Below are 22,516 nucleotides of genomic sequence, written 5' to 3'. Positions count from 1 at the left end.
AAACCGCCCAAAAGCCCGGCATCAAGCGAAAAGATTGCTTGCTTCACAAAACTACAACGTTATAGAAATCGCCTATAACGATTTAGAAACCGGGAGGACTGCATGAAACTCACGAAACTGGCGGCCGCGCTTTGCGCGACGGCGGCCCTGCCTTTGGCTGCCCACGCGACCGAGCTTGAGGTCACCCACTGGTGGACCTCGGGCGGCGAAGCGGCCGCCGTGGCAGAGCTTGCCAAGGCCTTCAACGCCTCGGGCGATGTCTGGGTTGACGGCGCCATCGCCGGCGGCGGCGACACCGCCCGCCCGGTGATGATCAGCCGCATCACCGGCGGCGACCCGATGGGTGCCACCCAGTTCAACCACGGCCAGCAGGCCCTGGAATTGGTGGAAGCCGGCCTGATGCTGGACCTGACCGACGTGGCCGAGGCGAACAACTGGAAAGAGATCGTCTATCCGCCGTCGCTCTTGGATGCCTGCACCGTCGACGGCAAGATCTACTGCGCCCCGGTGAACATCCACTCGCCCGAATGGCTGTGGCTGTCCAACAAGGTCTATGAAGACCTGGGCCTTCCGGTCCCGACCACCTGGACCGAATTCGTGGCCTCGGCGCCGCAGGTCGAAGCCGCCGGCAAGATCCCGCTCGCGCTCGGCAACCAGAACTGGCAGTCGAACCTCGCCTTCGGCGCCATCACCATCGGCGTCGGCGGTCTTGACCTGTGGAAGCAGGTGAACGTCGACAAGAACATGGATGCCGCCGCGGGCCCGGAAATGCTCGCCGTCTTCCAGGCCGCAGCCGATGCGCGCAAGCTCGCCGCCAAGTCCACCGTTCAGGACTGGAACCAGGCCACCAACCTCGTCATCACCGACCAGGCCGCCGGCCAGATCATGGGTGACTGGGCGCAGGGCGAATTCCAGGTCGCGGGCGAAGTGGCCGGCAAGGACTATACCTGCCTTCCGGGTCTTGGCCTGAACGAGTACATCTCGACCGGCGGCGACGCCTTCTACTTCCCGAAGAACAGCGATCCGGAAATCGAGGCCGCGCAGAAGCGCCTTGCCGCCCTGCTCGTCTCGCCGGAAGTCCAGGTCGCCTTCAACCTCAAGAAGGGCTCGCTGCCGATCCGCGGCGACGTCGACCTCGCCGCCGCCAACGACTGCATGAAGAAGGGCCTCGAAATCCTCGCCGGCGGCAACATCGTTCCGGCCGGTGACATGATCTGGTCGCCCGACGTCCAGACCCAGCTGGGCGACCTGCAGGCCGAATTCTGGAAGGGTCAGGAAATGACCCCCGAAGAAGCTCAGGCCCGCTATGTCGAGATCCTGAAGTCCGGTCTCTGAGACCTCACCACTCCAGTCGAGCCGCCCCTCACCGGGCGGCTCGCGTCACTCTGGACGACTTGGGAGGATGCTCCGTGGCCGACCGAAAGGCACTTCCGTTCCGCAACCTGAACGCCAAGATCGCCGCCATTCCCATGGTGGCCACCACGCTTGTGGTGTTCGTGGGCGGCACGCTGTGGACCGTGCTTTATTCCTTCACCAGTTCGAAGCTTCTGCCCAAGCTCAGCTTCGTGGGCTTCGACCAGTACGAACGCCTCTGGTCTTCCAGCCGCTGGCTGACCTCGATCCAGAACCTGATGATCTACGGCGTGCTCGCGCTGGTCTTCACCATCGCCGTGGGCTTCCTGCTGGCCGTGCTGATGGATCAGAAGATCCGGTTCGAGGACACGTTCCGCACCATCATGCTTTACCCCTTCGCCCTGTCCTTCATCGTGACGGGCCTGGTCTGGCAATGGATCCTGAACCCCGAGCTGGGCATCCAGCACATCGTCCGCTCAATGGGATGGGAAAGCTTTGCCTTCGATCCGCTGAACAACCCCGATGTCGTGCTGTACGGCCTTCTCATCGCCGGGCTCTGGCAGGGCACAGGATTCGTGATGTGCCTTATGCTCGCCGGCCTGCGCGGCATCGACGAAGACATCTGGAAGGCCGCGCGCGTGGACGGCATCCCCCGGTGGAAGACCTATCTGTTCGTCGTCATCCCGATGATGCGTCCGGTCTTCATCACCACGCTGGTCATCGTCGCCTCCGGCATCATCAAGCTTTACGATCTGGTCGTGGCCCAAACCTCGGGTGGCCCCGGCACGGCCAGCCAGGTGCCCGCGATGTATGTCTATGCCTACATGTTCCAGGCGCAGAACCTGGGCCAGGGCTTCGCTGCCTCGACGATGATGCTCCTGTCCGTGCTCATCGTCCTCATTCCTTGGGCCTATCTCGAATTCGGGGGCAAGAAGCATGGCTGACGTCTCGACCGATTTCCGCCAGACGACACAGGCCATGACTGGCCCCATGACGGGCCCCCGCGGCGCGCGTCCCCGGCGCACGCTCTCGCCCGGCAACATCATGCTTTACGGCACGCTGATCGTCGTGTGCCTGTACTACATCCTTCCGCTGTGGGTCATGGTTATGACCTCGCTGAAGGGGATGCCCGAAATCCGCATGGGCAACATCTTCTCGCCCCCGGTCGAAGTGACCTTCCAGCCCTGGGTCAAGGCCTGGGCCGAGGCCTGCACCGGGCTGAACTGCGACGGGCTCAGCCGCGGCTTCTGGAATTCGGTGCGCATCCTGGTGCCCTCGGTGATCCTGTCGATCGCGGTGGCCAGCGTGAACGGCTATGCGCTGGTGAACTGGCGCTTCCGCGGATCGGACGTGTTCTTCACCATCCTGATCTTCGGGTCCTTCATCCCCTATCAGGTGATGCTGTACCCCATCGTGATCCTGCTGCGCGAAATCGGACTGTACGGCTCGCTCTGGGGCCTGATCATCGTGCACACCATCTTCGGGATGCCGATCCTGACGCTTCTCTTCCGCAACTACTTCTCTTCCATACCGGAAGAGCTGTTCAAGGCGGCGCGGGTCGATGGCGCCGGGTTCTGGGGCATCTACTTCCGCATCATGCTGCCGATGTCGCTGCCGATCTTCGTGGTGGCCATCATCCTGCAGGTGACGGGCATCTGGAACGACTTCCTCTTCGGTGTCGTCTACACCAAGCCCGAGGTCTATCCGATGACCGTCCAACTGAACAACATCGTCAACTCCGTGCAGGGGGTGAAGGAATACAACGTCAACATGGCGGCCACGCTGCTCACCGGCCTGGTGCCCCTGTTGGTGTACTTCATCTCTGGCAAGCTCTTCGTCCGCGGCATCGCCGCCGGTGCCGTGAAAGGCTGATCGACCCATGGCTCAAAGCATTTCCGTCAAGAACCTGAAGCTGAATTTCGGCGCCACTTCGGTGCTGAAGGACCTGAACCTCGATGTGCAGGAGGGCGAGTTCATCGTGCTTCTCGGCCCGTCGGGCTGCGGCAAGTCCACGCTTCTGAACTGCCTTGCCGGGCTTCTGGACATCACCGACGGCCAGATCTGGATCAAGGGCAAGAACGTGACCTGGTCCGAGCCGTCGGACCGCGGCATCGGCATGGTGTTCCAGTCCTATGCGCTGTACCCGCAGATGTCGGTGCGCGGAAACCTGTCTTTCGGCTTGAAGAACGCCAGGGTTCCCGCGGCAGAGATCGAAAAGCGCGTGGCCCGCGCGGCCGAAATCCTGCAGATCGGCCCGCTTCTAGACCGCAAGCCGGCGGCCCTCTCGGGCGGCCAGCGCCAGCGCGTCGCCATCGGTCGCGCCCTGGTGCGCGATGTGGACGTGTTCCTGTTTGACGAACCGCTCTCGAACCTCGATGCCAAGCTGCGGTCGGAGCTGCGGGTGGAAATTAAGCGGCTGCACAACCGCCTGAACAACACCATGGTCTATGTGACTCACGACCAGATCGAGGCGCTGACGCTCGCCGACCGCATCGCGGTGATGAAGGGCGGCGTGATCCAGCAGCTGGATGCGCCGCAAACCATCTACAACCGCCCTTCCAACCTGTTCGTTGCCGGCTTCATCGGCTCGCCTTCGATGAACTTCCTGCCGGGCAAGACGGTGGACGGCGGCAAGGCGTTCGACTTCGCCGGCACCCGCATCGCGCTGGATGGCTATGACGGCGGCGCCGTGCTGGACCGCCCCGAGGCAATCCTGGGCCTGCGCCCCGAGCACCTGGTCATCACCGACACCGCCGAACCCGGCCGCAGCATCCCAGCCGTGGTCGAGATCGACGAGCCGATGGGCGCCGACAGCCTGGTCTGGCTCAAATCCGGCAGCTCGAACATCTCGGTCCGCGTGCCGGTCGAGAAGCGCCCCGCCCATGGCACCCAGGTCCACCTGAAGGTGGACATCCGCCACGCCTCGATCTTCGACGCCAAGACCGAAATGCGCATCTGACCCTTCCGGCCGCCGCGACCGCGGAGACCGGGTGAGGGGGGCCGTCCGCCCCCCTCGGCGCCGGGGGCGCCTCTCCCCCCCGAGGATACCTGACGACAGACAACGGCAGGGCCTCCCCTGCCCCGAGGAAACCATGGCCCTGGACCTGACCGGACGCTGGACGCTCACCGACGAGACCGCCGCCCACACCGTCCCCTTCGATCTTCCCGGCGACGCCATCACCGCCCTGCACAAGGCCGGCGCCATCCCCGACCCCTACTGGGGCCGCAACGAATACGACTGTCGCTGGATCGCAGAACGCGACTGGACCGCCACCCGCCGCTTCGACTGGCCCGGCGGCCCGGGCGAACTGGTGATCGAGGAGCTGGACTGCGTGGCCGAGATCACCCTCAACGGCCAGCCCGTCCTGCAAGCCGCCAACGCCTTCCGCCGCTGGCGCACCGATGTGACCCCCGCCTTGCGCGAGGGCGCGAACGAGATCGCCATCACCTTCCGCTCCTCCGTCCGCGAAGGCGCCGCCCGCCAGGCCGCCCAGCCGTTCTTCGTGCCCTATGCCGCACAGAACTGCCCGATCCCCGATGGCAACATGCTGCGCAAACCCGCTTGCGACTTCGGCTGGGACTGGAACATCGCGCTGGCCCCCTTCGGCCTCTACGGCCGCATCGCCCTGGAAAAACCCGCCCCCCGCATCCATGACATCGTGGTCACCCAGGTCCACGAACCCGGCCGCGCCCATGTCACCCTCGCCGTTCATGCCGACGGCACGGAAGCCACCGCCAGCCTCTGCGGCACCACCGCCACCGCGCCCATCCGCAACGGCGTGGCCCGCCTGACGCTGACCATCGACACCCCCGATCTCTGGTGGCCCGCCGGCCTCGGCCCCCAGACTCTCCACACCCTCACCGTCACCGCCGGCCCCGCCACCGCCACCCGCCGCATCGGCCTGCGCGAAATGGTGCTGCGGTCCGAACCCGACGCCGCCGGCCGTTCGTTCGGCATGGTGGTCAACGGCCACCCCACCTTCGCCCGCGGCGCCAACTGGATTCCCGCCGACGCGCTCGCCGGCCGCATCACGCCCGAAGCCACGCGCGACCTCCTGCAATCCGCGGTCGATGCGAACATGAACATGATCCGCGTCTGGGGCGGCGGGCGGTATGAACCCACCTGGTTCTACGACCTCTGCGACGAGCTGGGCCTCATGGTCTGGCAGGACTTCATGTTCGCCTGCAACCTCTACTCCTGCACCCCCGACTTCCTCGCCGAAGTGGCCGAAGAGGTGCGCGACGTCACCCGCCGCATCAACCACCACGCTTGCCTGGCCGTCTGGTGTGGCGACAATGAACTCATCGGCGCACTCACCTGGTTCCCCGAATCCCGCAAGGACCGCGACCGCTATCTCGTGGCCTACGACCGCCTTAACCGCACCGTGGAATCCGCCCTGGCCGAGGTGCTGCCCGGCGCCAACTGGTGGCCTTCGTCCCCCAGCCCCGGCCCGCTCGCCTTCGGCGACGCCTGGCACGACGACAGCTCGGGCGACATGCACTTCTGGTCGGTCTGGCACGAGGGAAAGGACTTCGACCACTACCGCGACGTGAAGCCCCGCTTCTGTTCGGAATTCGGCTTCCAGTCCTACCCCTCGATGGAGGTCATCCGCCGCTTCGCCGACAGGTCAGATTTCAACATCGCCGCCCCGGTGATGGAAAGCCACCAGAAGAACGCCGGCGGCAACGCGCGGATCGCGGAAACCATGTTCCGCTACTTCCGCTTTCCGAACAGCTTTGAAAACTTCGTCTATCTCAGCCAGATCCAGCAGGGCCTCGCCATCAAGACCGCCGTCACCCAGTGGCGCTCGCTGAAGCCGCATTGCCAGGGCACGCTCTACTGGCAGCTGAACGATACCTGGCCGGTCTGCTCCTGGTCCTCGCTCGATCACGGCGGCGGCTGGAAGCTCATGCACCACATGGCGAAACACTTCTTCCAGCCGCTGCATGTCTCGGCCGTTCCGGTCGAGGGCGCCATCGAACTGCGCACCATCAACGACACGCGCGACACCGTCACCCTGACCGTCGGCGCCGCAGCGGTGAAGATGGACGGCACAACCCGGCCCCTCACCCGCGCCACCGTCACCGTCGCCCCCGATGCCGCGACGCTCGCCCTCACCCTGCCAAAGGACGCGCTGGCCGAAGGTGAAATCCTCGCCTTCACCTGGACCCACCAGGACGGCACCCGCATCTCGGGCGACATCTTCGCGCCCAAACCCTGGAAGGCCTTTGCCCTGCAAGACGCGGGCCTGACCCACAGTGCCACCCGCAAGGGCGATGCCTGGGAAATCACGATCAGCGCGAAAGCCCTCGCCCTTTTCGTCGCCGTCGAATCCGACCAGCCGGGCCGGTTCTCGGGGAACGCCATGGCGCTCTTCCCCGGCCATGACGCGACCATCACCTTCACCCCCGCCGATCCCTCGGTGGAGCCGACCTTCACCCTCCGCGACCTCGCCTCGGCGACCGCAGCCTGACAGGAGTCCGCATGTTCAGCTACCAGCTCTATTCCTCGCGCAACTTCCCGCCTCTGTCCGAGACGCTGAAGATGGTCGCCGCCGCCGGCTACACCGGCACCGAAGGCTATGGCGCGCTTTATGCCGACGATGCCGCCGTGGCCCAGTTGACCGCCGCGCTGAAAGAGACCGGCCTTTCCATGAAGACCGGGCATTTCAGCCTGCAGATGCTGGAAGACGAACCCGAAAAGGTGCTGGCCATCGCCCGCGCCGTGGGCATCGAAGACATCTACTGCCCCTACATCATGCCCGATGATCGTCCCACCGATGCCGCAGGCTGGCGAGCCTTTGGCGCCCGGCTGGAAAAAGCCGGCAAGCCCTACCGCGACGCCGGCCTCGGCTTCGGCTGGCACAACCACGATTTTGAATTCAAGGCGCTGCCCGACGGGTCCATCCCCCAGGCCGCGATCTTCGAGGGCGGCCCCAACCTGCAATGGGAAATGGACGTGGCCTGGGTCATCCGCGGCGGCGCCGACCCGCTGCCCTGGATCGAAAAGCACAAGGGCCGCATCACCGCCGCTCATGTGAAGGACATCGCGCCTGCGGGCGAGAACAAGGCCGAGGATGGCTGGGCCGATGTCGGCCACGGCACGGTCAACTGGCCGCAGCTTTACGCGGCGCTCAGGGCAGCGGGCTGCAAGCATTTCGTGATGGAACATGACAACCCGGCCGATCACGCGCGCTTCGCCGCGCGCTCGATCGCCTCGGCCAAGAAGTGGTAAGCAGATGGAAAAGCTCGGTCTCGGCATCATCGGATGCGGCAATATCTCGACCTCGTACCTGCGCCTCGCGCCCTTGTTCAAAGGGCTGGAGGTGCGCGCGGTCGCGGACATCAACATGGACGCGGCGATTGCCCGCGCCGCCGAATTCAACACGAAGGCACAGTCGGTCGATGACCTTCTCGCCAACCCGGAGGTTGATGTCGTCATCAACCTGACCATCCCGGAAGCGCACTTCCCGATCACGAAGCGCGTCCTTCAGGCCGGCAAGCACGCCTATTCGGAAAAGCCCTTCGTCCTTACTCTCGACCAGGGCGTCGAGCTGCGTGAACTGGCGAAATCCAAGGGCCTCGCCGTGGGTTCGGCGCCGGACACCTTCCTCGGCGGCGCGCACCAGCAGGCCCGCGCCCTGATCGACGAAGGCAAGATCGGCACCATCACCGCCGGCGGCGCCGCCGTGCTCAATCACGGCATGGAACACTGGCACCCGAACCCCGACTTCTTCTTCCTGCCGGGCGCCGGTCCGATGCTGGACCTCGGGCCCTACTATGTCACCAACCTGATCCACCTGATCGGCCCGGTCCGTCGCGTGGGCGCGCTCACCTCCTCGGCGCAGTCCGAACGCACCATCTCCAACGGCCCGCGCAACGGCGAAAAGGTCCCGGTCAAGACCCCGACCAACATCCACGCGCTTCTCGAATTCCACAACGGCGCCACGGTCACGCTCTCGACCTCCTGGGATGTCTGGCACCACAAGCGCAACCACTTCGAGCTCTACGGCACCGAAGGCACGCTCTACGTCCCCGACCCCAACTTCTTCGGCGGCAAGCTGGAAATCGCGGGCCGCGACGGCGCGCTCAGCGAAGTCGCGCCCTGGGATCATCCCTTCGGCAAGGCAAACCAGGACAGCCCGCGCGGCCCGCTCGCCAACTACCGCACCGCAGGTCTCGCCGACATGGTGGCCAGCCTGCGCGAGGGCCGCGACGCGCGCTGCTCGCTCGACCGGGCGCTGCACGCGGTCGAGGTGATGCAGGCCTGTCTCACCTCGGGTGAAACCGGCCAGTTCGTGACCCTGACCACGACCTGCACCCAGCCCGCCCCGCTGCCGCCCGCCGCGGCGGCTGCGCTGCTGGCCTGACAGACCCGAAGCCCCGGCCTTCGTCGGGGCTTCGCCCAAAGGGACAGGGCGTGCGCGCCAAGCCCCTTCTTCCGTTCCAAAATATCCCACGGGGGGTGCCACCGGTTTCGCCACCGGTTCAAGAAACCGGTGGCACGGGGTGTGACCCCCCCCGCTCCGACACCAGCCGCAAGTGTTAAGTCCAAGTTGAAGCGGCTTCATAACCCGTTGTTTTCAAATAACCCGACCAGGCGTCCGAGCTCGAACGCCCCCGGACAGGAGGCCCAGATGATCCGCAACCCCGTGCTCAAGGGCTTCAACCCCGACCCCTCGATCTGCCGGGTGGGGGCCGATTACTACATCGCCACCTCCACCTTCGAATGGTACCCCGGCGTCCAGATCCACCACTCCACCGACCTCGTGAACTGGCGCCTGGTCTCGCGCCCCCTGAACCGCAAGGCCCTTCTGGACATGCGGGGCAACCCCGACAGCTGTGGCGTCTGGGCCCCCTGCCTGTCCCACGCCGACGGCCGGTTCTGGCTGGTCTACACCGACGTCAAACGCTTCGACGGCGCCTTCAAGGACGCCCACAACTACATCACCACCTGCGAGACCATCGACGGAGAATGGACCGACCCCTGGTACATCAACTCCTCCGGCTTCGACCCCTCGCTCTTCCACGACGAGGGGGGCAAGAAATGGTTCCTCAACATGCGGTGGAACCACCGCGGCCCCGGCACCGGCCTGAACCCGGCTCACGACCGTTTCGACGGGATCGAGCTGCAGGAATGGTCACCAAAGACTGGACTGACCGGCCCGGTCCACACCATCTACACAGGCTCGCCCCTCGGCCTGACCGAAGCCCCCCATCTCTTCAAGCGGGGCGGCTGGTACTACCTGACCGTGGCCGAGGGCGGCACCGGCTATGACCATGCCGTGACCATGGCCCGATCCCGCAGCATCACCGGCCCCTACGAGACCCATCCGAACCAGCACCTGATGACCGCCCGCTTCGACCCTGCCTCGCCCCTGCAGCGCGTGGGTCACGGCCAGTATGTCGAGGCGCCGGACGGCACGCCCTGGCATACCTTCCTGTGCGGTCGCCCCCTGCCCGGCACCCGCGCCTGCCCGCTTGGCCGCGAGACCGGCCTCGCCCGCTGCGAATGGCGCGACGACGACTGGCTCTACCTGACCGGCAACGCCATGGTCCCGTCTGACACCCTACCCGCCAATGCCGAACCGCAGCCCCAGGTGCCAAGCGAGACCCGCTTCGACGGTCCCGCGCTGCCGCCCGAGTTCCAGTGGCTGCGCACACCGGAGCCTGACCGCATCTTCCGGCTCACCGGCAGTGCCCTGCGGATGATCGGCCGCGAGAGCCTTGGTTCCTGGTTCGAGCAAAGCCTGGTTGCCCGCCGCCAGGAACACCACGCCTACCGCGCCGAGGCCAGCTTTCTGGCCGACCCGCCCGGCTGGCAACATGCGATCGGCCTGACCACCTATTACAACCGCCACAAGTTCCACGCCGCCCTGATCACCCGCGAGAAGGGCCAGCGCTGCCTGACCCTTGTTTCCTGCCTGGGCGACTGGCCCGGCGAAAAGCTGACCTATCACGGAGCCCCGATCCCGCTTGCCGAGGGCGAAGTGCGGCTGGCCGTCGAGGTGAACGGCGCCGCGCAGCGCTTCCATCTTTACGGCGCCGGGGGCTGGGCGCCGGTGGGTCCGGTCCTCGACGCCTCGATCATCTCGGACGAGGGCGGGCGGGGAGAACATGCGAGCTTCACCGGGGCCTTTGTCGGCCTGGTGGCGCATGACCTGACCGGCCAGGGCTGGGCCGCCGATGTTACCTACTTCCGCTATGAGCCGCGGAGTTAGCATCATATGATCAAATCGGCTTGACACCGGGCCGCAAGGAACGATGTAAGCGCCAGTCCGAGGGATCAGACGCAGGGCCGAGCGATGGACGACCTGACGCGCAAGATACCGACCCATGAGGTCACCTATGCGCAGCTGCGCGACATGATCCTGTTCGGGGTTCTCGAACCGGGCCAGCCTGTCACCATCCAGGGCCTGATCCAGGACCTCGGTGCCGGCATGACGCCGGTGCGCGAGGCGATCCGGCGGTTGACGGCGGAAGGCGCGCTGCTACCCCAGGGCAACCGCCGCGTCGCGGTGCCCAAGCTGACCGCCGGCACGCTGGACGAAGTGGCCCTTGTGCGCCTTTCGGTCGAGCCGCGCATGGCCGAGCTGGCCTGCGCCCAGGCCACACCCGAATTCGTCGCCCGCCTGGAAGCGCTGGACAACGAGGTAACGGAAGCGATCCGCAAAGGTGACATTCCGGCCTATCTGGAAAGCAACCACGCCTTCCACTTCGCGCTTTACGAGGCTTCGGGCGCGCCGATCCTGCTGGACATCGCGCGAGGGCTGTGGCTGCGGTTCGGCCCCTCGCTGCGCGCGGTTTGCGCGCGTGTGGGCTCGGCCGAACTGCCCGACCGGCATCTGGAGGCTCTGGCCGCCCTGCGCGCCGGGGATGCCGCGAGCGTGGCCAGCGCCATCGAGCGCGACATTGCCCAGGGCGTGGACCAGATCCGGGCGGCGCTGGCGGCCGGGGAGATCTGACGCGGGCTGGTCTTTGGTTGGTCTTCGCGGCGAATGGCGGCGCTGGAGTCATCGGCATGTCGCAGATGCCCGCTACTTTGGTGGCCGCGCTGCTGCCGCTTGACCAGACGGTGCCGACCTGCTGCCCTTTGGCTCCCCCGTTCTGACCTGCGGACGCAATGACCCAGAGCCTGCCCGAGATCACGCGCATGTTCCTCCGCATCGGCTGCCTGTCCTTTGGCGGGCCGGCCGCTCAGATCGCAATGATGCACCGCGAACTGGTGGACGAGCGGAAGTGGGTGGACGAGAAGGAATATCTCTCGGCCCTGTCGTTCTGCATGTTGCTGCCGGGGCCGGAGGCGATGCAGTTGGCGACATGGATGGGCTGGCGTCAGCACGGCACCTTGGGCGGCCTGATTGCGGGCGGGCTGTTCGTGCTGCCGGGCGCTTTGGTCGTTTTGGCCCTTTCGGCGATCTATGCGGCCTTCGGGGACCTGCCCCTTGTGAGCGCCGCCTTTGCCGGAGTGCAGGCCGCAGTCGTGGCCATCGTCGTCGAGGCACTGCTGCGCGTCTCGAAACGGGCGCTGAAGGGCCGGGCGCAGTGGATCATCGCCGTGCTGGCTTTCCTCGGCCTGTTCCTGCTGAACCTGCCCTTTCCGGTGATCATCCTTGCCGCCGGACTTTGGGGCTGGCTGGCGACCGACCGCCAGGCGAGCGGACCTCTGCCGCCCGCGCCGCGCCACGCCCATACCCTGACCACCATCGCGATCTGGGGCGCGGTCTGGCTGGTGCCGCTTGGCCTGCTGATGCTGGTCGAGCGCGGGCTTCTGGCCGAGATCGGGCTTTTCTTCTCGAAACTTGCGCTGCTGACCTTTGGCGGGGCATATGCGGTGCTGGCCTGGATGGCGCAGGAGGTGGTCGAAGCGCGGCAGTGGCTGACCCTGCCAGAGATGATGGCCGGGCTGGGCCTCGCGGAAACGACGCCCGGCCCGCTTATCCTGGTGACGCAGTTCGTGGGTTTCATGGCGGGATGGCACGCGGGCGGGCTGCCGCTGGCCCTGGCCGGGGCGGCGGTCGCGCTGTGGATGACCTTTGCGCCGTGCTTCCTGTGGATCTTCGCGGGTGCCCCCTGGATCGCGCGCCTGACCGCCCTGCCCCGCCTGTCTGGCGCACTTTCCGCGATCACCGCCGCGGTGGTGGGGGTCATCGCCAATCTGTCGCTGTGGTTCGCGGTGCATGTGCTGTTTTCCGGGGTCGAGACGCTTACCCTCGGGCCGCTCCGCGTGATCCGTCCCGACGTCGCAACGCTCAATCCCCTGGCGCTGGCCATCGGCCTCTTTGCAGCCTGGGCGCTTTTGCGGCGCCACTGGGGGATGATCCCGGTGCTGGGTCTTTCGGCTGCGGCGGGTCTTGGGCAAGCGCTGATGTGAGGCCGCGGATTTTGGCGCACCCCGCCCCTTTCTTTCGGAAGCGAATCCCCTATGCTGCCGGAGAAGGCAGGGAAAGGCGCGCATGGCTCGGTCGATCGACTACGGAACCCTGATGCACCGCGCGATGCGGGGCCTGATCCAGACCGTTCTGCGCGATGTCGCCGACAACGGTTTGCCCGGCGCGCATCATTTCTTCATCACCTTCGACACCACTCATCCCGGCGTGGCAATCGCGGATTGGCTGAAGGCGCGCTATCCGTCGGAAATGACCGTTGTGATCCAGCATTGGTACGAAAACCTGAACGTCGACGATGACGGTTTCTCGATCACGCTGAACTTCGGCAACCAGCCCGAGCCGCTGGTCATTCCCTTCGATGCTGTCCGCACCTTTGTTGACCCCTCTGTCGAATTTGGCCTGCGCTTCGAATCTCACGAGGACGATGGCGAAGACGAGGATGAAGACGACGGGGACGACGATCCCGATCCGCCGCGCGAGGCCGAGGTCGTGCGTCTGGACAAGTTCCGCAAGTAGCGCCGATGTCCACGGGTCTGCCCCTCTTCTTCCGCCAGTTGCTGCGCGGGCCCCAGGCGATTTCGGCCGTTGCGCCCTCGTCGCCGGCCTTGGCGCGGGCGATGGCGGCCCCATTGGTGCGCGGCATGAAGGTGGCCGAGTTCGGCCCCGGCACGGGCGCGCTGACCGCAGGGATTCTGGCGCGCATTCCGGCGCAGGATGTCACGCTGTTCGAGATGAACGTGGAGTTTGCTGCCCACCTGGCGGCAACCCTGCCTGGCGTGACCGTCCACAACGCCCCGGCGCAGGAGATCGGACGCCTGGGCGGGCATGACTTCGATGCCGTGGTTTCGGGCCTGCCGCTTCTGTCGATGCCCGAACGCCTCCGGGAAGAAATCTATGCCGCCGCCTTCGACGCGCTGAAGCCGGGTGGATTCGTGGTGCAGTTCACCTATGGTCCCCGTGCGCCGATGCCGACCGACCTGTGCGAGCGGTTGGGGCTGGTCGTGGCCACTGGCCCGCGAATCTGGCTGAACCTGCCGCCGGCCCGTGTCTACATTTATTCGCGCCGCGCCGACGGTATGCGACGGTATGCCAATTGATTTCACTGCTGCTGCGTCCTAGGACGGGCGCGCCGCATCAAGGACGCATCAGGAGGCCCACCCGTGACCGCGACCAAATCCACCGCAACCCGCACCGAGACCGACAGTTTCGGCCCGCTGGAAGTGCCCGCCGAAAAGTACTGGGGCGCGCAGACGCAGCGTTCCATCATCAACTTCCCCATCGGCTGGGAACGCCAACCCGTGCCGATCATCCGCGCGCTTGGCGTCATCAAGCAGGCCTGTGCCCGGGTGAACATGGCGCAGGGCGACCTTGACCCGGTGCTGGGCCAAGCCATCGTCGCAGCGGCGCAGGAGGTGATCGACGGCAAGTTCGACGACAACTTCCCGCTGGTGGTCTGGCAGACCGGCTCGGGCACGCAGTCGAACATGAACGCGAACGAGGTGATCTCGAACCGCGCGATCGAGATGCTGGGCGGCGTAATGGGCTCGAAGAAGCCGGTCCACCCGAACGACCATGTGAACATGGGCCAATCCTCGAACGACACCTATCCGACCGCCATGCACGTGGCCATCGGGATGCAGACGCGCGACGGGCTGATTCCGGGGCTGGAAAAGCTGTCAAAGGCGCTGTGGGCCAAGTCGGCCGAGTTCAAGGACATCATCAAGATCGGCCGCACCCATACCCAGGATGCGACGCCCCTGACGCTTGGCCAGGAATTCTCGGGCTATGCCACGCAGGTGGACAAGGGCATCGCCCGCATCAAGTCTTGCCTGCCCGACATCTATGAACTGGCGCAGGGCGGCACGGCCGTGGGCACCGGGCTGAACACCAAGAAGGGCTTCGACGTCCGTGTCGCGACCGAAATCGCGGCCATCACCGACCTGCCCTTCATCACCGCACCGAACAAGTTCGAGGCGCTGGCGGCCCATGACGCGATGGTCATGTTCTCGGGCGCGCTGAAGACTGTGGCGGCGGCATTGTTCAAGATTGCCAACGACATCCGGCTTCTCGGCTCCGGCCCGCGCTCGGGCCTGGGCGAGTTGATCCTGCCGGAGAACGAACCTGGCTCCTCGATCATGCCGGGCAAGGTGAACCCGACCCAGGCCGAGGCGCTGACCATGGTCTGCGCCCATGTCATGGGCAACGACGCGGCCGTGGGCTTTGCCGGCAGCCAGGGCCATTTCGAGCTGAACGTCTACAACCCGATGATGGCCTATAACGTGCTGCAGGCCATGCGGCTTCTGGGAGATGCGGCTTCGTCCTTCACCGACAACATGGTGGTTGGAATCCAGGCCAACACCGTGCGGATCGAGAAGCTGATGAAGGAAAGCCTGATGCTGGTGACGGCGCTGGCGCCGACCATCGGCTATGACGCGGCCACCAAAGTGGCCAAGACGGCGCACAAGAACGGCACAACGCTGCGCGAGGAGGCCATCGCGCTTGGCTATGTCGATGGCGAGACCTTCGACCGCATCGTGCGGCCTGAAGATATGGTAGGCCCCAAGGACTGATGGCCGAAATCGTCAACCTTCGGCAGGCGAAGAAGCAGGCGGCCCGCAAGGCCGCCCGCGTGAAGGGCGACGAGAATGCGGCGAAGTTCGGCCGCAGCAAGGCCGAGCGCGTCCTGCAAGAAGCGCGGGCGGAGAAAGCCGCCCGCGATCTGGACGGGCATCGGCGCGACGGGGATTAGGCTCTCGTTAGCCTTGGTCGGCGAAGATGTCGCCATGACCATGTTGCCCGCCCCCATCACGCCTGACCGCTGGCTCGTCCAGTTGTTTACGGCACGAACCGTGGCCCGGGGCGGGATTGTCAGGCGGCAAGTGAAGGATGTCGAGCGGCTGGTTGGGCGCGACAACTTCCTGCGCGAAGTTCACCGCCGCGGCTTTCGCGTGGTTGAAAACGCTGGCCATTTCGTGATTTTCTGCAATACGGATCCGGTCCTGTTGTTGCGCTGACATCCTGAGAGGCAAATTTCTTCCAAGAAATTTGCAAATTCCTTCGAAGGAATTTGCCTTGATGACCACCCGCCCCGAAAAACACTCGCTCACCCTTTCCGGCCATCGCACCTCGGTCTCGCTGGAGCCGGAATTCTGGGAGGCCCTGGTGGCGCTGGCAGCCGCGCGCGGGATGACCGTCAACGCGCTGGCGGCAGAGATCGACGCGCAGCGCGCGGGGGCCGAGGGACTTGCCTCTGCCATCCGCGTGCATCTTCTGGCCGAGGCGCGGGCCGGGCGGCTCTGACGCCGGAACTCGGACCTACAATCAGGCCGGCAGGCGATCCTTCAGAAAGCTGCGCGCGACCGACAGCCCGTCCGGCGCGATGCCGTGGCCGGTGCCCTTCATGACATGGCCGTAGGTTTCGAACCCCGCGCCGACCAGCGCGTTGCCGGCCTTGCCCATGTCCTCGAACGGCACCACCGGATCGGCGTCGCCATGGACAAGCAGCACCGGCGGCTTGACCACCGCCTCGGTTGCCAGAAGCTCGGGGCGCAACAGACGACCCGAGATCGCGACGATGCCCGCGATGGCCACGGACCGGCGCGGGGCGACGTGCAGGCTCATCATCGCGCCCTGGCTGAAGCCCACAAGAGCCAGCGACCGGGGCGAGAGGCCCGCCTCTTCCAGACGTGCATCAAGAAAAGCGTTCAGGTCGGACGACGACGACTCCAGCCCCGCCGCTGCTGCGGCTTCGCTGGACCCGTCCAGCCACGGGATCGGGAACCATTGACGGCCGAAAGGATTGCCCACGCAGGGCTCGGGCGCATCGGGGGCAAGGAATTCGGTATCTGGCAGGTGCGGTGCCAAGGGATCGGCGAGGCCCAGAAGGTCGGCACCATCGGCGCCATAGCCGTGCAGGAAGACGACGATGCTTTTCGTCACGCCCGAGGCCGGGCCCTTCCGTCCATAGTCCAGCGCGCGCGTCATGATACCCCTTCCCGGCCCTTGGCCACGCGGTAATAGGCCCACAGCCCCCGCGCCGCAACCGCGCGCCAGGGCGACCAGGCCAGCGCCATCTCGCGCAGTGCGCGTTCGGAGGGCCGGTCGTCCAGGGCAAACAGCAGCCGAGCGCCTTCTTGCAAGGCCAGGTCGCCGGCCGCCAGAACATCCGCCCGGCCAAGCGCGAACATTGCATAGATTTCAGCTGTCCAGCGGCCGATCCCCGGCAAGGCGACGAGTTCGGCGATGACCTCCTCATCTGGCCTGATGCGCAGACCGGCGAAATCCACACCAGACCGCGAAAGGGCAAGCGCATAGCGCACCTTGGGACGGCTGAGCCCCACCGCGCGCAGATCATCCTCGCAGGCCGCGGCCACGGCGGCGGCGTCCAGGTATCCTGCCGCCTCGACCCGCGCCCGGATTGCCCGCGCCGAGGCGACGCTGACCTGCTGGCCGATGATCGCATCCATCAGTGCGGCAAATCCGTCGTCCTGCCGGCGCAGCGGCCAGGGGCCGGTCTCTGTCAGCGCACGGGCAAAGGCCGGCTCGCGCGCGCAAAGCCAGGCCGTTCCCTCGGCCACGCAATCCGGGCCTTCGATGATGCGTCCGACGGTCACCCCCGCTTCCCCTTGCTCCTGCCCGTCCCCTCGCCTAACGCTTGGAGCATGACCGCCGCAAGCCTTGATCATCCTGCCGACGACCGCCTGGCCAAACGCAATGTGGCCGTGCTGGTGGCGGCACAGGCGGTCATGGGCGCGCAGATGCCGGCGATCTTCACCATTGCCGGGCTTGCAGGGCAAAGCCTGGCCCCCAATGCCTGCTGGGCCACCCTGCCGATTTCCTGTGCTGTGATCGGCTCGATGCTGACCGCGACGCCGATCTCGGCCTTCATGCAGCGGTTCGGCCGGCGCGCGGGCTTTGTGGCAGGCACGCTGGGCGGCGCACTTGGCGCGGCGCTCGGTGCCCTTGGCCTGATGACCGGGTCGTTCCTGCTGTTCTGCCTCGGCGGCCTGTTCACCGGCAGCTACATGAGCGCGCAGGGCTTCTACCGCTTTGCCGCTGCCGACACCGCCTCGGACGCGTTCCGCCCCCGCGCCATCTCCTGGGTCATGGCGGGCGGACTTCTGTCGGCCGTGCTGGGACCAGAGATCGTGAAACTGACCGCCGATGCCATGGTGATCCCCTTCCTTGGCAGCTATCTGGCGGTGATCGCGCTGAACCTTGTGGGCATGTGGCTTTTCGTGCTGCTGAAGATTCCCCGGCCCCGGCCGCCGGTGGCAGGCGCGGCCACGGGACGCAGCCGCATGGAGCTGTTGCAGACCCCGCGCATCGCGGTGGCCATGATCTGCGCCACGGTATCCTATGCGCTGATGAACCTTGTCATGACCTCCACGCCGCTGGCTGTGGTCGGCTGCGGCTTCGACAAGGCGGATGCGGCCAATATCGTCTCGGCCCATGTCGTCGCGATGTTCGCGCCTTCGTTCTTCACCGGAGCGGTCATCGCCCGCATCGGGGTCGAGAAGACCATGGCCATCGGGCTTGTCATCCTCGCCCTGTCCGGCGCCGTGGCGATGACCGGCGTGGAACTGGAGAACTTCTTTGCTGCGCTGATCCTTCTGGGCATCGGCTGGAACTTCGGTTTCATCGGTGCGACAGCCATGCTGACCGCCGAACAGACACCCGAGGAAAAGGGCCGGCTACAGGGCCTGAACGACATGATCGTCTTTGGCGGTGTCACGCTGGCATCCTTCTCGTCCGGCGGGCTGATGAACTGCTCGGGCGGCACGGTCGAGGCCGGCTGGCAGGCCGTGAACCTTGCCATGCTGCCCTTCCTCGTGCTGGCCGGCGGGGCTCTGATCTGGCTGGCGCTGCGCCCGAAGGATCGCCTGATCTGACGCCGGCGCGGGGATTGCGCGGGCGGGTCAGAGGACCTAGCCTAAGCGCAAAACCTTTGGGACAGCGATGCAATCCACCCTTCTGACCCTTGCCCTGTGGAACGTCTGGGCGTTCACAGGCGTCCTTTTCGTGATCGGCGGCACGCTGTTTGTGGCGGGCTATTTCAGCGGACGCCGCCGGATGAGCGCCGGCAATGAACCGACCGAGGGCGCGAAACTCGTCTCGGGTGCCATCCTCGCGCTCACGGCCTTCGTGCTGGCGCTGACACTGTCCTTCGCCACCAACCGGATGCAGGAGCGGAGGGACGAAGGCAAGGAAGAGGCCAACGCCATCGGCACAGCCTGGCTCCAGGCCAAGGCCATCGGTGGACCGGAAGCAGAGCGGATCGCGGTCTTGTTCGAAGATTACATCGTCCTGCGGCGCGACTCGCTGCTGCTGGATGCCGACAGTCCGGAGATTGCGGTGGTCGCGGCAAAGGTCGGCGATCTGCAGACCCGCATCTGGGCCGAACAGACCACCCTCATCCGGACGCGGCCCGACCCATCCGTGGTGTCGCTGATGAATGCGGTCAACCACGCCTTCGACATGACCACGGCGCAGCGGCTGGCGGTGAACAACCAGATGCCCCCGCAGTTGACTTACCTTCTGCTTGGCCTCGTCTTCGCGGGGATTTTCGTCGTCGGCCTGCAACTTGGCTTCGTCGGTCGCTCGCACATCGTCCTGTCGGTCGTGCTCATCGCGCTTTGGACCTATGTCGTGGTGCTGATCCTCGACTTCGGCAATTCCCGCGCCGGCGTGTTCCGCACCTCGACCGCGGCCTATGACATGACCATAGCCGGCTTCGGCCCCCCGCAGAACTAGGCGAAAGGTCTTGACCCGCCATCCGCCACATGGCACCCAAAGCGCATGATCCGCATCGCCACCCTGGCTTCGGCCGCCCGCTGGTACTTTACCGCCTACACCTGACGGGCGGCCTTGGATCATGTGACCCGAAAAGCCGCCGCGAGGCGGCTTTTTCGTTCGGCTCCCTCGCGGCCCAAATCCTGAAAGCGAGCTGAAATGACCCGCCCCACCATCCGACCAGCCCGACCCGAGGACCTGCCTGCGCTTCTGTCCATGGTCCGCGCGCTGGCCCTGCATCACGGCGACACGCCCGAAGTCACCGAGGCCGACCTGAAGCGCGATGTCTTCTCGTCCGCTCCCTGGCTGGCCGTCCTTGTGGCCGACGGCCCGCAAGGCCTGTTGGGCTATGCCGCCCTCATGCCACTGGCACAGTTGCAGAACGGCCTGCGCGGCATGGAACTGCACCACCTCTACGTCCGCGACAATGAACGCAATCTCGGCACCGGCAGCCTGTTGATCGAGGCTGCGGTGGCCCACGCCCGCCGCCAGGGCTGCGCCTGGGTCACCGTGGGCACCGCCGAGAACAACGAAGCCGCGCGCGCCTTCTACGAACGCCGCGGCTTCCTCGTGCGGCCCGCAATCGGGCCGCGCCTGTCTCGCCGGCTTGCGGCCTGAGACCCGCGACGCGGGGCCCGCTCATGCGGGCCTCGCGTCGGGCCATCAATCGCCCTGCCCGAACAGGATCGTGGGATCGCCCGTCACGGGCGGCACATAGAACGTCAGCCGGATCGCCTCCAGGATCAGAAGCGGCGGCGCCATCTGCGTGGCAAGCTCGGTCACGCGCGCCTGCAACCGCTTGACCACATCCGGGTTCTGCGCCGACTGGTCGGTCGTCTCGGACGGGTCGGCCAGCAGGTCGAACAGTTCGATCTTGGGCGGCAGTGCAGCCTTCCAGACAAGTTTCCAGTTGCCATCGCGCAAGGCACCCGCCAGCGGGTCGACGTTGTAGACGATCTCGCTGCGCGGAGACGCCGCGCCTTCCGCAATGGTCGGCCAGACGTTGCGCCCGTCCAGCGGCTTTCCCGCGGGCTTGGCCCCGGCCAGTGACGCCAGCGTCGGCAGCATGTCGACCACATGGATCAGCCCGTCCACCGGTTCCGCCTTTACATGGCCCGGCCAGTTGGCAATGGCCGCCACCTTCGTGCCACCCTCGTACAGCGTGCCCTTGCCATCGCGCAGCGGGGCGTTCGAGGCGGGAAGCCCGCCCTCGACCTTGCTGTCGCCGGCGAACAGCGAATTGGTCACGCCGCCATTGTCGGAATGGAACAGGATCAGCGTGTCGTCGCGCATCCCCTTATCTTCCAGAGCCTTGACGACCCGCGCCACCCCGTCGTCAACGATCGAGACCATGGCGGCATAGGCCTTCGCATTCGGGTCCTCGATGCCGGGGTACCTGGCCAGCCAGTCCTCGGGCGCCTGATAGGGCGTGTGCGGCGCCGTGAAGGCAAGGTACAGGAACAAGGGCTTCGAAGGGTCGTGCCCCTCGATCACCTTCACCGCCTCGTCCGCGAACAGGATGTTGTCATAGCCCTCGTCGGTCGCCGGCTCGTTGCCCCGGTACCAGTCCGGCACACCGTGCGAGGAATGAGTGAAATGGTCGATCTCGCCCACCAGAGCGCCATAGAAGCTGTCGAATCCGCGCTGCATCGGCCAATAGTCGGCCGAGCCATGGCCCAGATGCCACTTGCCCACCATCGCGGTCTGGTAGCCCGCCTCCTGCAGCACCTGGGGCAGAAGCTGTTCATCGAGGGGGATGCCGTACAGGCCTGCTCCGGGGATCACCCCCGTCTGCAGGCCATAGCGCAGCGGATAGCGCCCGGTCATCAGCGCGGCGCGCGTCGGCGTGCACATCGGCTGGACATAGAAATCCGTCAGCCTCGCCCCCGTCGCCGCCAGCGCATCAAGCGCCGGCGTCTCGATCGTCTTCGATCCCGTGTAGCCTGTATCGGCATATCCCAGGTCATCGGCCACGATGTAGATGATGTTCGGCGGTGTCTGGCCGCTGGCGGCGGCGGCAAGGCCCAGGGTGGCGGCGAAGCCCAGCAGAAGAGAGGCAAGGCGGGATCGGGTTATCATTTTTGGTCCGTGTCTGCTCTGGCGTGACACCCGGTCTCTTGCCGGGACCCGTCCTGTCTATCGCCGTGCCGGCTTGTGCGAAAGGCTTGGCGCGAGGATGTGAAGCGGGTAATCGGGGCCATGCTTTCCTATCAGCACGCCTTCCACGCCGGAAACCTGGCCGATGTCCAGAAACACGCGCTTCTGGCCGTGGCGCTGGATTACATGACCGCCAAGGACAAGCCGATGTCCTATATCGAAACCCATGCCGGGCGGGGCATGTATGACCTGGGCGGGTCAGAGGCGCTCAAGACCGGCGAGGCCGCAGCCGGCATTGCGCGGATCGAGGACCGCTTTCCGGTGGGCCACCCCTACCGGCGCCGCCTGGCCGAGGAGCGCGGGCGGTTCGGGCCGATGGCCTATCCCGGCTCCCCCCTCATCGCGGCCCCGGCGTTGCGCGACGACGATGTGATGCACTTGTGCGAGTTGCACCCCCAGGAACATGCCGCGCTGGTCAAGGTCATGGCGCCCTGGGGCGCGCATGTCCGGCGCGAGGACGGGCTGAAAGCGGCGCTTGCCCTGACCCCGCCCACGCCCCGCCGCGGGCTCATGCTGATCGACCCGTCCTGGGAGGTGAAAGCCGACTACGAGACGGTGCCCAAGGTCATCGGGCAGGTGGCACGCAAATGGAACGTGGGCGTCATCATGCTGTGGTATCCGCTGCTGACGGGATCGCCCCATGCCCGGATGCTGAAGGCTCTGGAGGCCGCCCATCCCGGCAGCCTGCGCCATGAGGTCCGCTTTCCACCCGCCCGCGAAGGCCACGGGATGATCGGGTCCGGCATGTTCGTCATCAACCCGCCCTGGGGGCTGGAGGACGAGGCAAACCGCCTGACCGCGATCTTCAAGGCGCTCTGACCGGG

The 22,516-nt window shown here is 66.2% G+C and carries 23 protein-coding genes; 20 read left to right on the top strand and 3 right to left on the bottom strand.

Annotated elements, in window-relative coordinates; all coding sequences use genetic code 11:
• The first annotated feature begins 102 nt into the window (after positions 1-102).
• The 16 genes from JO391_RS03635 to JO391_RS03560 all read left to right on the top strand — a co-directional run bounded on the left by JO391_RS03635 (position 103) and on the right by JO391_RS03560 (position 16,043).
• Complete coding sequence (locus JO391_RS03635; protein WP_220662840.1) at positions 103-1,335, top strand: ABC transporter substrate-binding protein; 1,233 nt, start codon at positions 103-105, stop codon at positions 1,333-1,335.
• 134 nt (positions 1,336-1,469) lie between these two features.
• Positions 1,470-2,297: a carbohydrate ABC transporter permease gene (locus JO391_RS03630; protein WP_220664434.1), complete on the top strand. Its 828-nt coding sequence runs from the start codon at positions 1,470-1,472 to the stop codon at positions 2,295-2,297.
• A complete protein-coding gene (locus JO391_RS03625; RefSeq protein ID WP_259444814.1) occupies positions 2,290-3,225 on the top strand; it encodes a carbohydrate ABC transporter permease in 936 nt (311 codons plus the stop codon). The genes JO391_RS03630 and JO391_RS03625 overlap by 8 nt, the downstream gene beginning before the upstream one ends.
• A 7-nt stretch (positions 3,226-3,232) precedes the next feature.
• Positions 3,233-4,312 (top strand): ABC transporter ATP-binding protein, encoded by a 1,080-nt coding sequence (locus JO391_RS03620; RefSeq protein WP_220662839.1) that lies wholly within the window; start codon positions 3,233-3,235, stop codon positions 4,310-4,312.
• A 133-nt stretch (positions 4,313-4,445) separates the two neighbouring features.
• Positions 4,446-6,827: a beta-mannosidase gene (locus tag JO391_RS21695; RefSeq protein ID WP_220662838.1), complete on the top strand. Its 2,382-nt coding sequence runs from the start codon at positions 4,446-4,448 to the stop codon at positions 6,825-6,827.
• An 11-nt stretch (positions 6,828-6,838) separates the two neighbouring features.
• Positions 6,839-7,588, top strand: coding sequence for a sugar phosphate isomerase/epimerase family protein (locus JO391_RS03610; RefSeq protein WP_220662837.1), 750 nt, complete (start codon positions 6,839-6,841; stop codon positions 7,586-7,588).
• A gap of 4 nt (positions 7,589-7,592) precedes the next feature.
• Positions 7,593-8,723 carry a Gfo/Idh/MocA family protein gene (locus tag JO391_RS03605; protein WP_220662836.1) on the top strand — a complete coding sequence of 377 codons (1,131 nt, stop codon included), beginning with the start codon at positions 7,593-7,595 and terminating at the stop codon, positions 8,721-8,723.
• Between the two features lie 267 nt (positions 8,724-8,990).
• Positions 8,991-10,574 (top strand): glycoside hydrolase family 43 protein, encoded by a 1,584-nt coding sequence (locus tag JO391_RS03600; protein ID WP_220662835.1) that lies wholly within the window; start codon positions 8,991-8,993, stop codon positions 10,572-10,574.
• Between the two features lie 84 nt (positions 10,575-10,658).
• The gene (locus tag JO391_RS03595; RefSeq protein ID WP_220662834.1) at positions 10,659-11,318 is read left to right on the top strand and encodes a GntR family transcriptional regulator; all 660 of its coding nucleotides are present in this window, start codon (positions 10,659-10,661) and stop codon (positions 11,316-11,318) included.
• Positions 11,319-11,476: 158 nt separating this feature from the next.
• On the top strand, positions 11,477-12,727 hold the full coding sequence (gene chrA, locus JO391_RS03590; RefSeq protein ID WP_220662833.1) for a chromate efflux transporter: 1,251 nt from the start codon (positions 11,477-11,479) through the stop codon (positions 12,725-12,727).
• A gap of 82 nt (positions 12,728-12,809) precedes the next feature.
• A complete protein-coding gene (locus JO391_RS03585; RefSeq protein WP_220662832.1) occupies positions 12,810-13,259 on the top strand; it encodes an SspB family protein in 450 nt (149 codons plus the stop codon).
• 5 nt (positions 13,260-13,264) lie between these two features.
• A complete protein-coding gene (locus tag JO391_RS03580; protein ID WP_220662831.1) occupies positions 13,265-13,840 on the top strand; it encodes a class I SAM-dependent methyltransferase in 576 nt (191 codons plus the stop codon).
• Positions 13,841-13,903: 63 nt separating this feature from the next.
• Positions 13,904-15,313, top strand: coding sequence for a class II fumarate hydratase (fumC, locus tag JO391_RS03575; protein ID WP_220662830.1), 1,410 nt, complete (start codon positions 13,904-13,906; stop codon positions 15,311-15,313).
• Positions 15,313-15,492 (top strand): DUF4169 family protein, encoded by a 180-nt coding sequence (locus JO391_RS03570; protein WP_220662829.1) that lies wholly within the window; start codon positions 15,313-15,315, stop codon positions 15,490-15,492. The genes fumC and JO391_RS03570 overlap by 1 nt, the downstream gene beginning before the upstream one ends.
• A gap of 34 nt (positions 15,493-15,526) precedes the next feature.
• Positions 15,527-15,757 carry an N-(5'-phosphoribosyl)anthranilate isomerase gene (locus tag JO391_RS03565; RefSeq protein WP_220662828.1) on the top strand — a complete coding sequence of 77 codons (231 nt, stop codon included), beginning with the start codon at positions 15,527-15,529 and terminating at the stop codon, positions 15,755-15,757.
• Positions 15,758-15,818: 61 nt separating this feature from the next.
• The gene (locus JO391_RS03560; RefSeq protein WP_220662827.1) at positions 15,819-16,043 is read left to right on the top strand and encodes a ribbon-helix-helix domain-containing protein; all 225 of its coding nucleotides are present in this window, start codon (positions 15,819-15,821) and stop codon (positions 16,041-16,043) included.
• Between the two features lie 21 nt (positions 16,044-16,064).
• On the opposite strand, the gene JO391_RS03555 is transcribed toward JO391_RS03560, so the two are convergent.
• Entirely contained in the window at positions 16,065-16,727 is a 663-nt protein-coding gene (locus JO391_RS03555; RefSeq protein WP_220662826.1) for an alpha/beta hydrolase, read from the bottom strand.
• Positions 16,724-17,356: a DNA-3-methyladenine glycosylase family protein gene (locus JO391_RS03550; protein ID WP_220662825.1), complete on the bottom strand. Its 633-nt coding sequence runs from the start codon at positions 17,354-17,356 to the stop codon at positions 16,724-16,726. The genes JO391_RS03555 and JO391_RS03550 overlap by 4 nt, the downstream gene beginning before the upstream one ends.
• 48 nt (positions 17,357-17,404) lie before the next feature.
• Here JO391_RS03550 and JO391_RS03545 point away from each other — a divergent pair, with 48 nt between their 5' ends.
• From JO391_RS03545 to JO391_RS03535, 3 genes are all read left to right on the top strand, one after another.
• Entirely contained in the window at positions 17,405-18,634 is a 1,230-nt protein-coding gene (locus JO391_RS03545; RefSeq protein ID WP_220662824.1) for an MFS transporter, read from the top strand.
• A gap of 67 nt (positions 18,635-18,701) precedes the next feature.
• The gene (locus JO391_RS03540) at positions 18,702-19,496 is read left to right on the top strand and encodes a hypothetical protein (protein WP_220662823.1); all 795 of its coding nucleotides are present in this window, start codon (positions 18,702-18,704) and stop codon (positions 19,494-19,496) included.
• 198 nt (positions 19,497-19,694) lie between these two features.
• On the top strand, positions 19,695-20,153 hold the full coding sequence (locus JO391_RS03535) for a GNAT family N-acetyltransferase (RefSeq protein WP_220662822.1): 459 nt from the start codon (positions 19,695-19,697) through the stop codon (positions 20,151-20,153).
• 45 nt (positions 20,154-20,198) lie between these two features.
• Here the strand turns inward: JO391_RS03535 and JO391_RS03530 are convergent, their stop codons facing one another.
• Positions 20,199-21,614, bottom strand: a complete 1,416-nt coding sequence (locus tag JO391_RS03530; protein WP_220662821.1) for an arylsulfatase B — start codon at positions 21,612-21,614, stop codon at positions 20,199-20,201.
• Positions 21,615-21,734: 120 nt separating this feature from the next.
• Here JO391_RS03530 and JO391_RS03525 point away from each other — a divergent pair, with 120 nt between their 5' ends.
• Complete coding sequence (locus tag JO391_RS03525) at positions 21,735-22,511, top strand: 23S rRNA (adenine(2030)-N(6))-methyltransferase RlmJ (RefSeq protein ID WP_220662820.1); 777 nt, start codon at positions 21,735-21,737, stop codon at positions 22,509-22,511.
• The last annotated feature ends 5 nt before the right edge of the window (positions 22,512-22,516 follow it).

The organism is Neotabrizicola shimadae, assembly GCF_019623905.1.
GTDB classification, from domain to species: Bacteria; Pseudomonadota; Alphaproteobacteria; order Rhodobacterales; family Rhodobacteraceae; genus Neotabrizicola; species Neotabrizicola shimadae.
This window is presented reverse-complemented; position numbering and strand designations above follow the sequence as displayed.

What these genes read in the sequence shown, in the direction of transcription:
- JO391_RS03635 (WP_220662840.1), top strand. Translation starts at nt 103, where the DNA reads ATGAAACTCACGAAACTGGCGGCCGCGCTTTGCGCGACGGCGGCCCTG.
- JO391_RS03630 (WP_220664434.1), top strand. Translation starts at nt 1,470, where the DNA reads ATGGTGGCCACCACGCTTGTGGTGTTCGTGGGCGGCACGCTGTGGACC.
- JO391_RS03625 (WP_259444814.1), top strand. Translation starts at nt 2,290, where the DNA reads ATGGCTGACGTCTCGACCGATTTCCGCCAGACGACACAGGCCATGACT.
- JO391_RS03620 (WP_220662839.1), top strand. Translation starts at nt 3,233, where the DNA reads ATGGCTCAAAGCATTTCCGTCAAGAACCTGAAGCTGAATTTCGGCGCC.
- JO391_RS21695 (WP_220662838.1), top strand. Translation starts at nt 4,446, where the DNA reads ATGGCCCTGGACCTGACCGGACGCTGGACGCTCACCGACGAGACCGCC.
- JO391_RS03610 (WP_220662837.1), top strand. Translation starts at nt 6,839, where the DNA reads ATGTTCAGCTACCAGCTCTATTCCTCGCGCAACTTCCCGCCTCTGTCC.
- JO391_RS03605 (WP_220662836.1), top strand. Translation starts at nt 7,593, where the DNA reads ATGGAAAAGCTCGGTCTCGGCATCATCGGATGCGGCAATATCTCGACC.
- JO391_RS03600 (WP_220662835.1), top strand. Translation starts at nt 8,991, where the DNA reads ATGATCCGCAACCCCGTGCTCAAGGGCTTCAACCCCGACCCCTCGATC.
- JO391_RS03595 (WP_220662834.1), top strand. Translation starts at nt 10,659, where the DNA reads ATGGACGACCTGACGCGCAAGATACCGACCCATGAGGTCACCTATGCG.
- chrA (WP_220662833.1), top strand. Translation starts at nt 11,477, where the DNA reads ATGACCCAGAGCCTGCCCGAGATCACGCGCATGTTCCTCCGCATCGGC.
- JO391_RS03585 (WP_220662832.1), top strand. Translation starts at nt 12,810, where the DNA reads ATGGCTCGGTCGATCGACTACGGAACCCTGATGCACCGCGCGATGCGG.
- JO391_RS03580 (WP_220662831.1), top strand. Translation starts at nt 13,265, where the DNA reads ATGTCCACGGGTCTGCCCCTCTTCTTCCGCCAGTTGCTGCGCGGGCCC.
- JO391_RS03570 (WP_220662829.1), top strand. Translation starts at nt 15,313, where the DNA reads ATGGCCGAAATCGTCAACCTTCGGCAGGCGAAGAAGCAGGCGGCCCGC.
- JO391_RS03565 (WP_220662828.1), top strand. Translation starts at nt 15,527, where the DNA reads ATGACCATGTTGCCCGCCCCCATCACGCCTGACCGCTGGCTCGTCCAG.
- JO391_RS03560 (WP_220662827.1), top strand. Translation starts at nt 15,819, where the DNA reads ATGACCACCCGCCCCGAAAAACACTCGCTCACCCTTTCCGGCCATCGC.
- JO391_RS03555 (WP_220662826.1), bottom strand. Translation starts at nt 16,727, where the DNA reads ATGACGCGCGCGCTGGACTATGGACGGAAGGGCCCGGCCTCGGGCGTG.
- JO391_RS03545 (WP_220662824.1), top strand. Translation starts at nt 17,405, where the DNA reads ATGACCGCCGCAAGCCTTGATCATCCTGCCGACGACCGCCTGGCCAAA.
- JO391_RS03540 (WP_220662823.1), top strand. Translation starts at nt 18,702, where the DNA reads ATGCAATCCACCCTTCTGACCCTTGCCCTGTGGAACGTCTGGGCGTTC.
- JO391_RS03535 (WP_220662822.1), top strand. Translation starts at nt 19,695, where the DNA reads ATGACCCGCCCCACCATCCGACCAGCCCGACCCGAGGACCTGCCTGCG.
- JO391_RS03530 (WP_220662821.1), bottom strand. Translation starts at nt 21,614, where the DNA reads ATGATAACCCGATCCCGCCTTGCCTCTCTTCTGCTGGGCTTCGCCGCC.
- JO391_RS03525 (WP_220662820.1), top strand. Translation starts at nt 21,735, where the DNA reads ATGCTTTCCTATCAGCACGCCTTCCACGCCGGAAACCTGGCCGATGTC.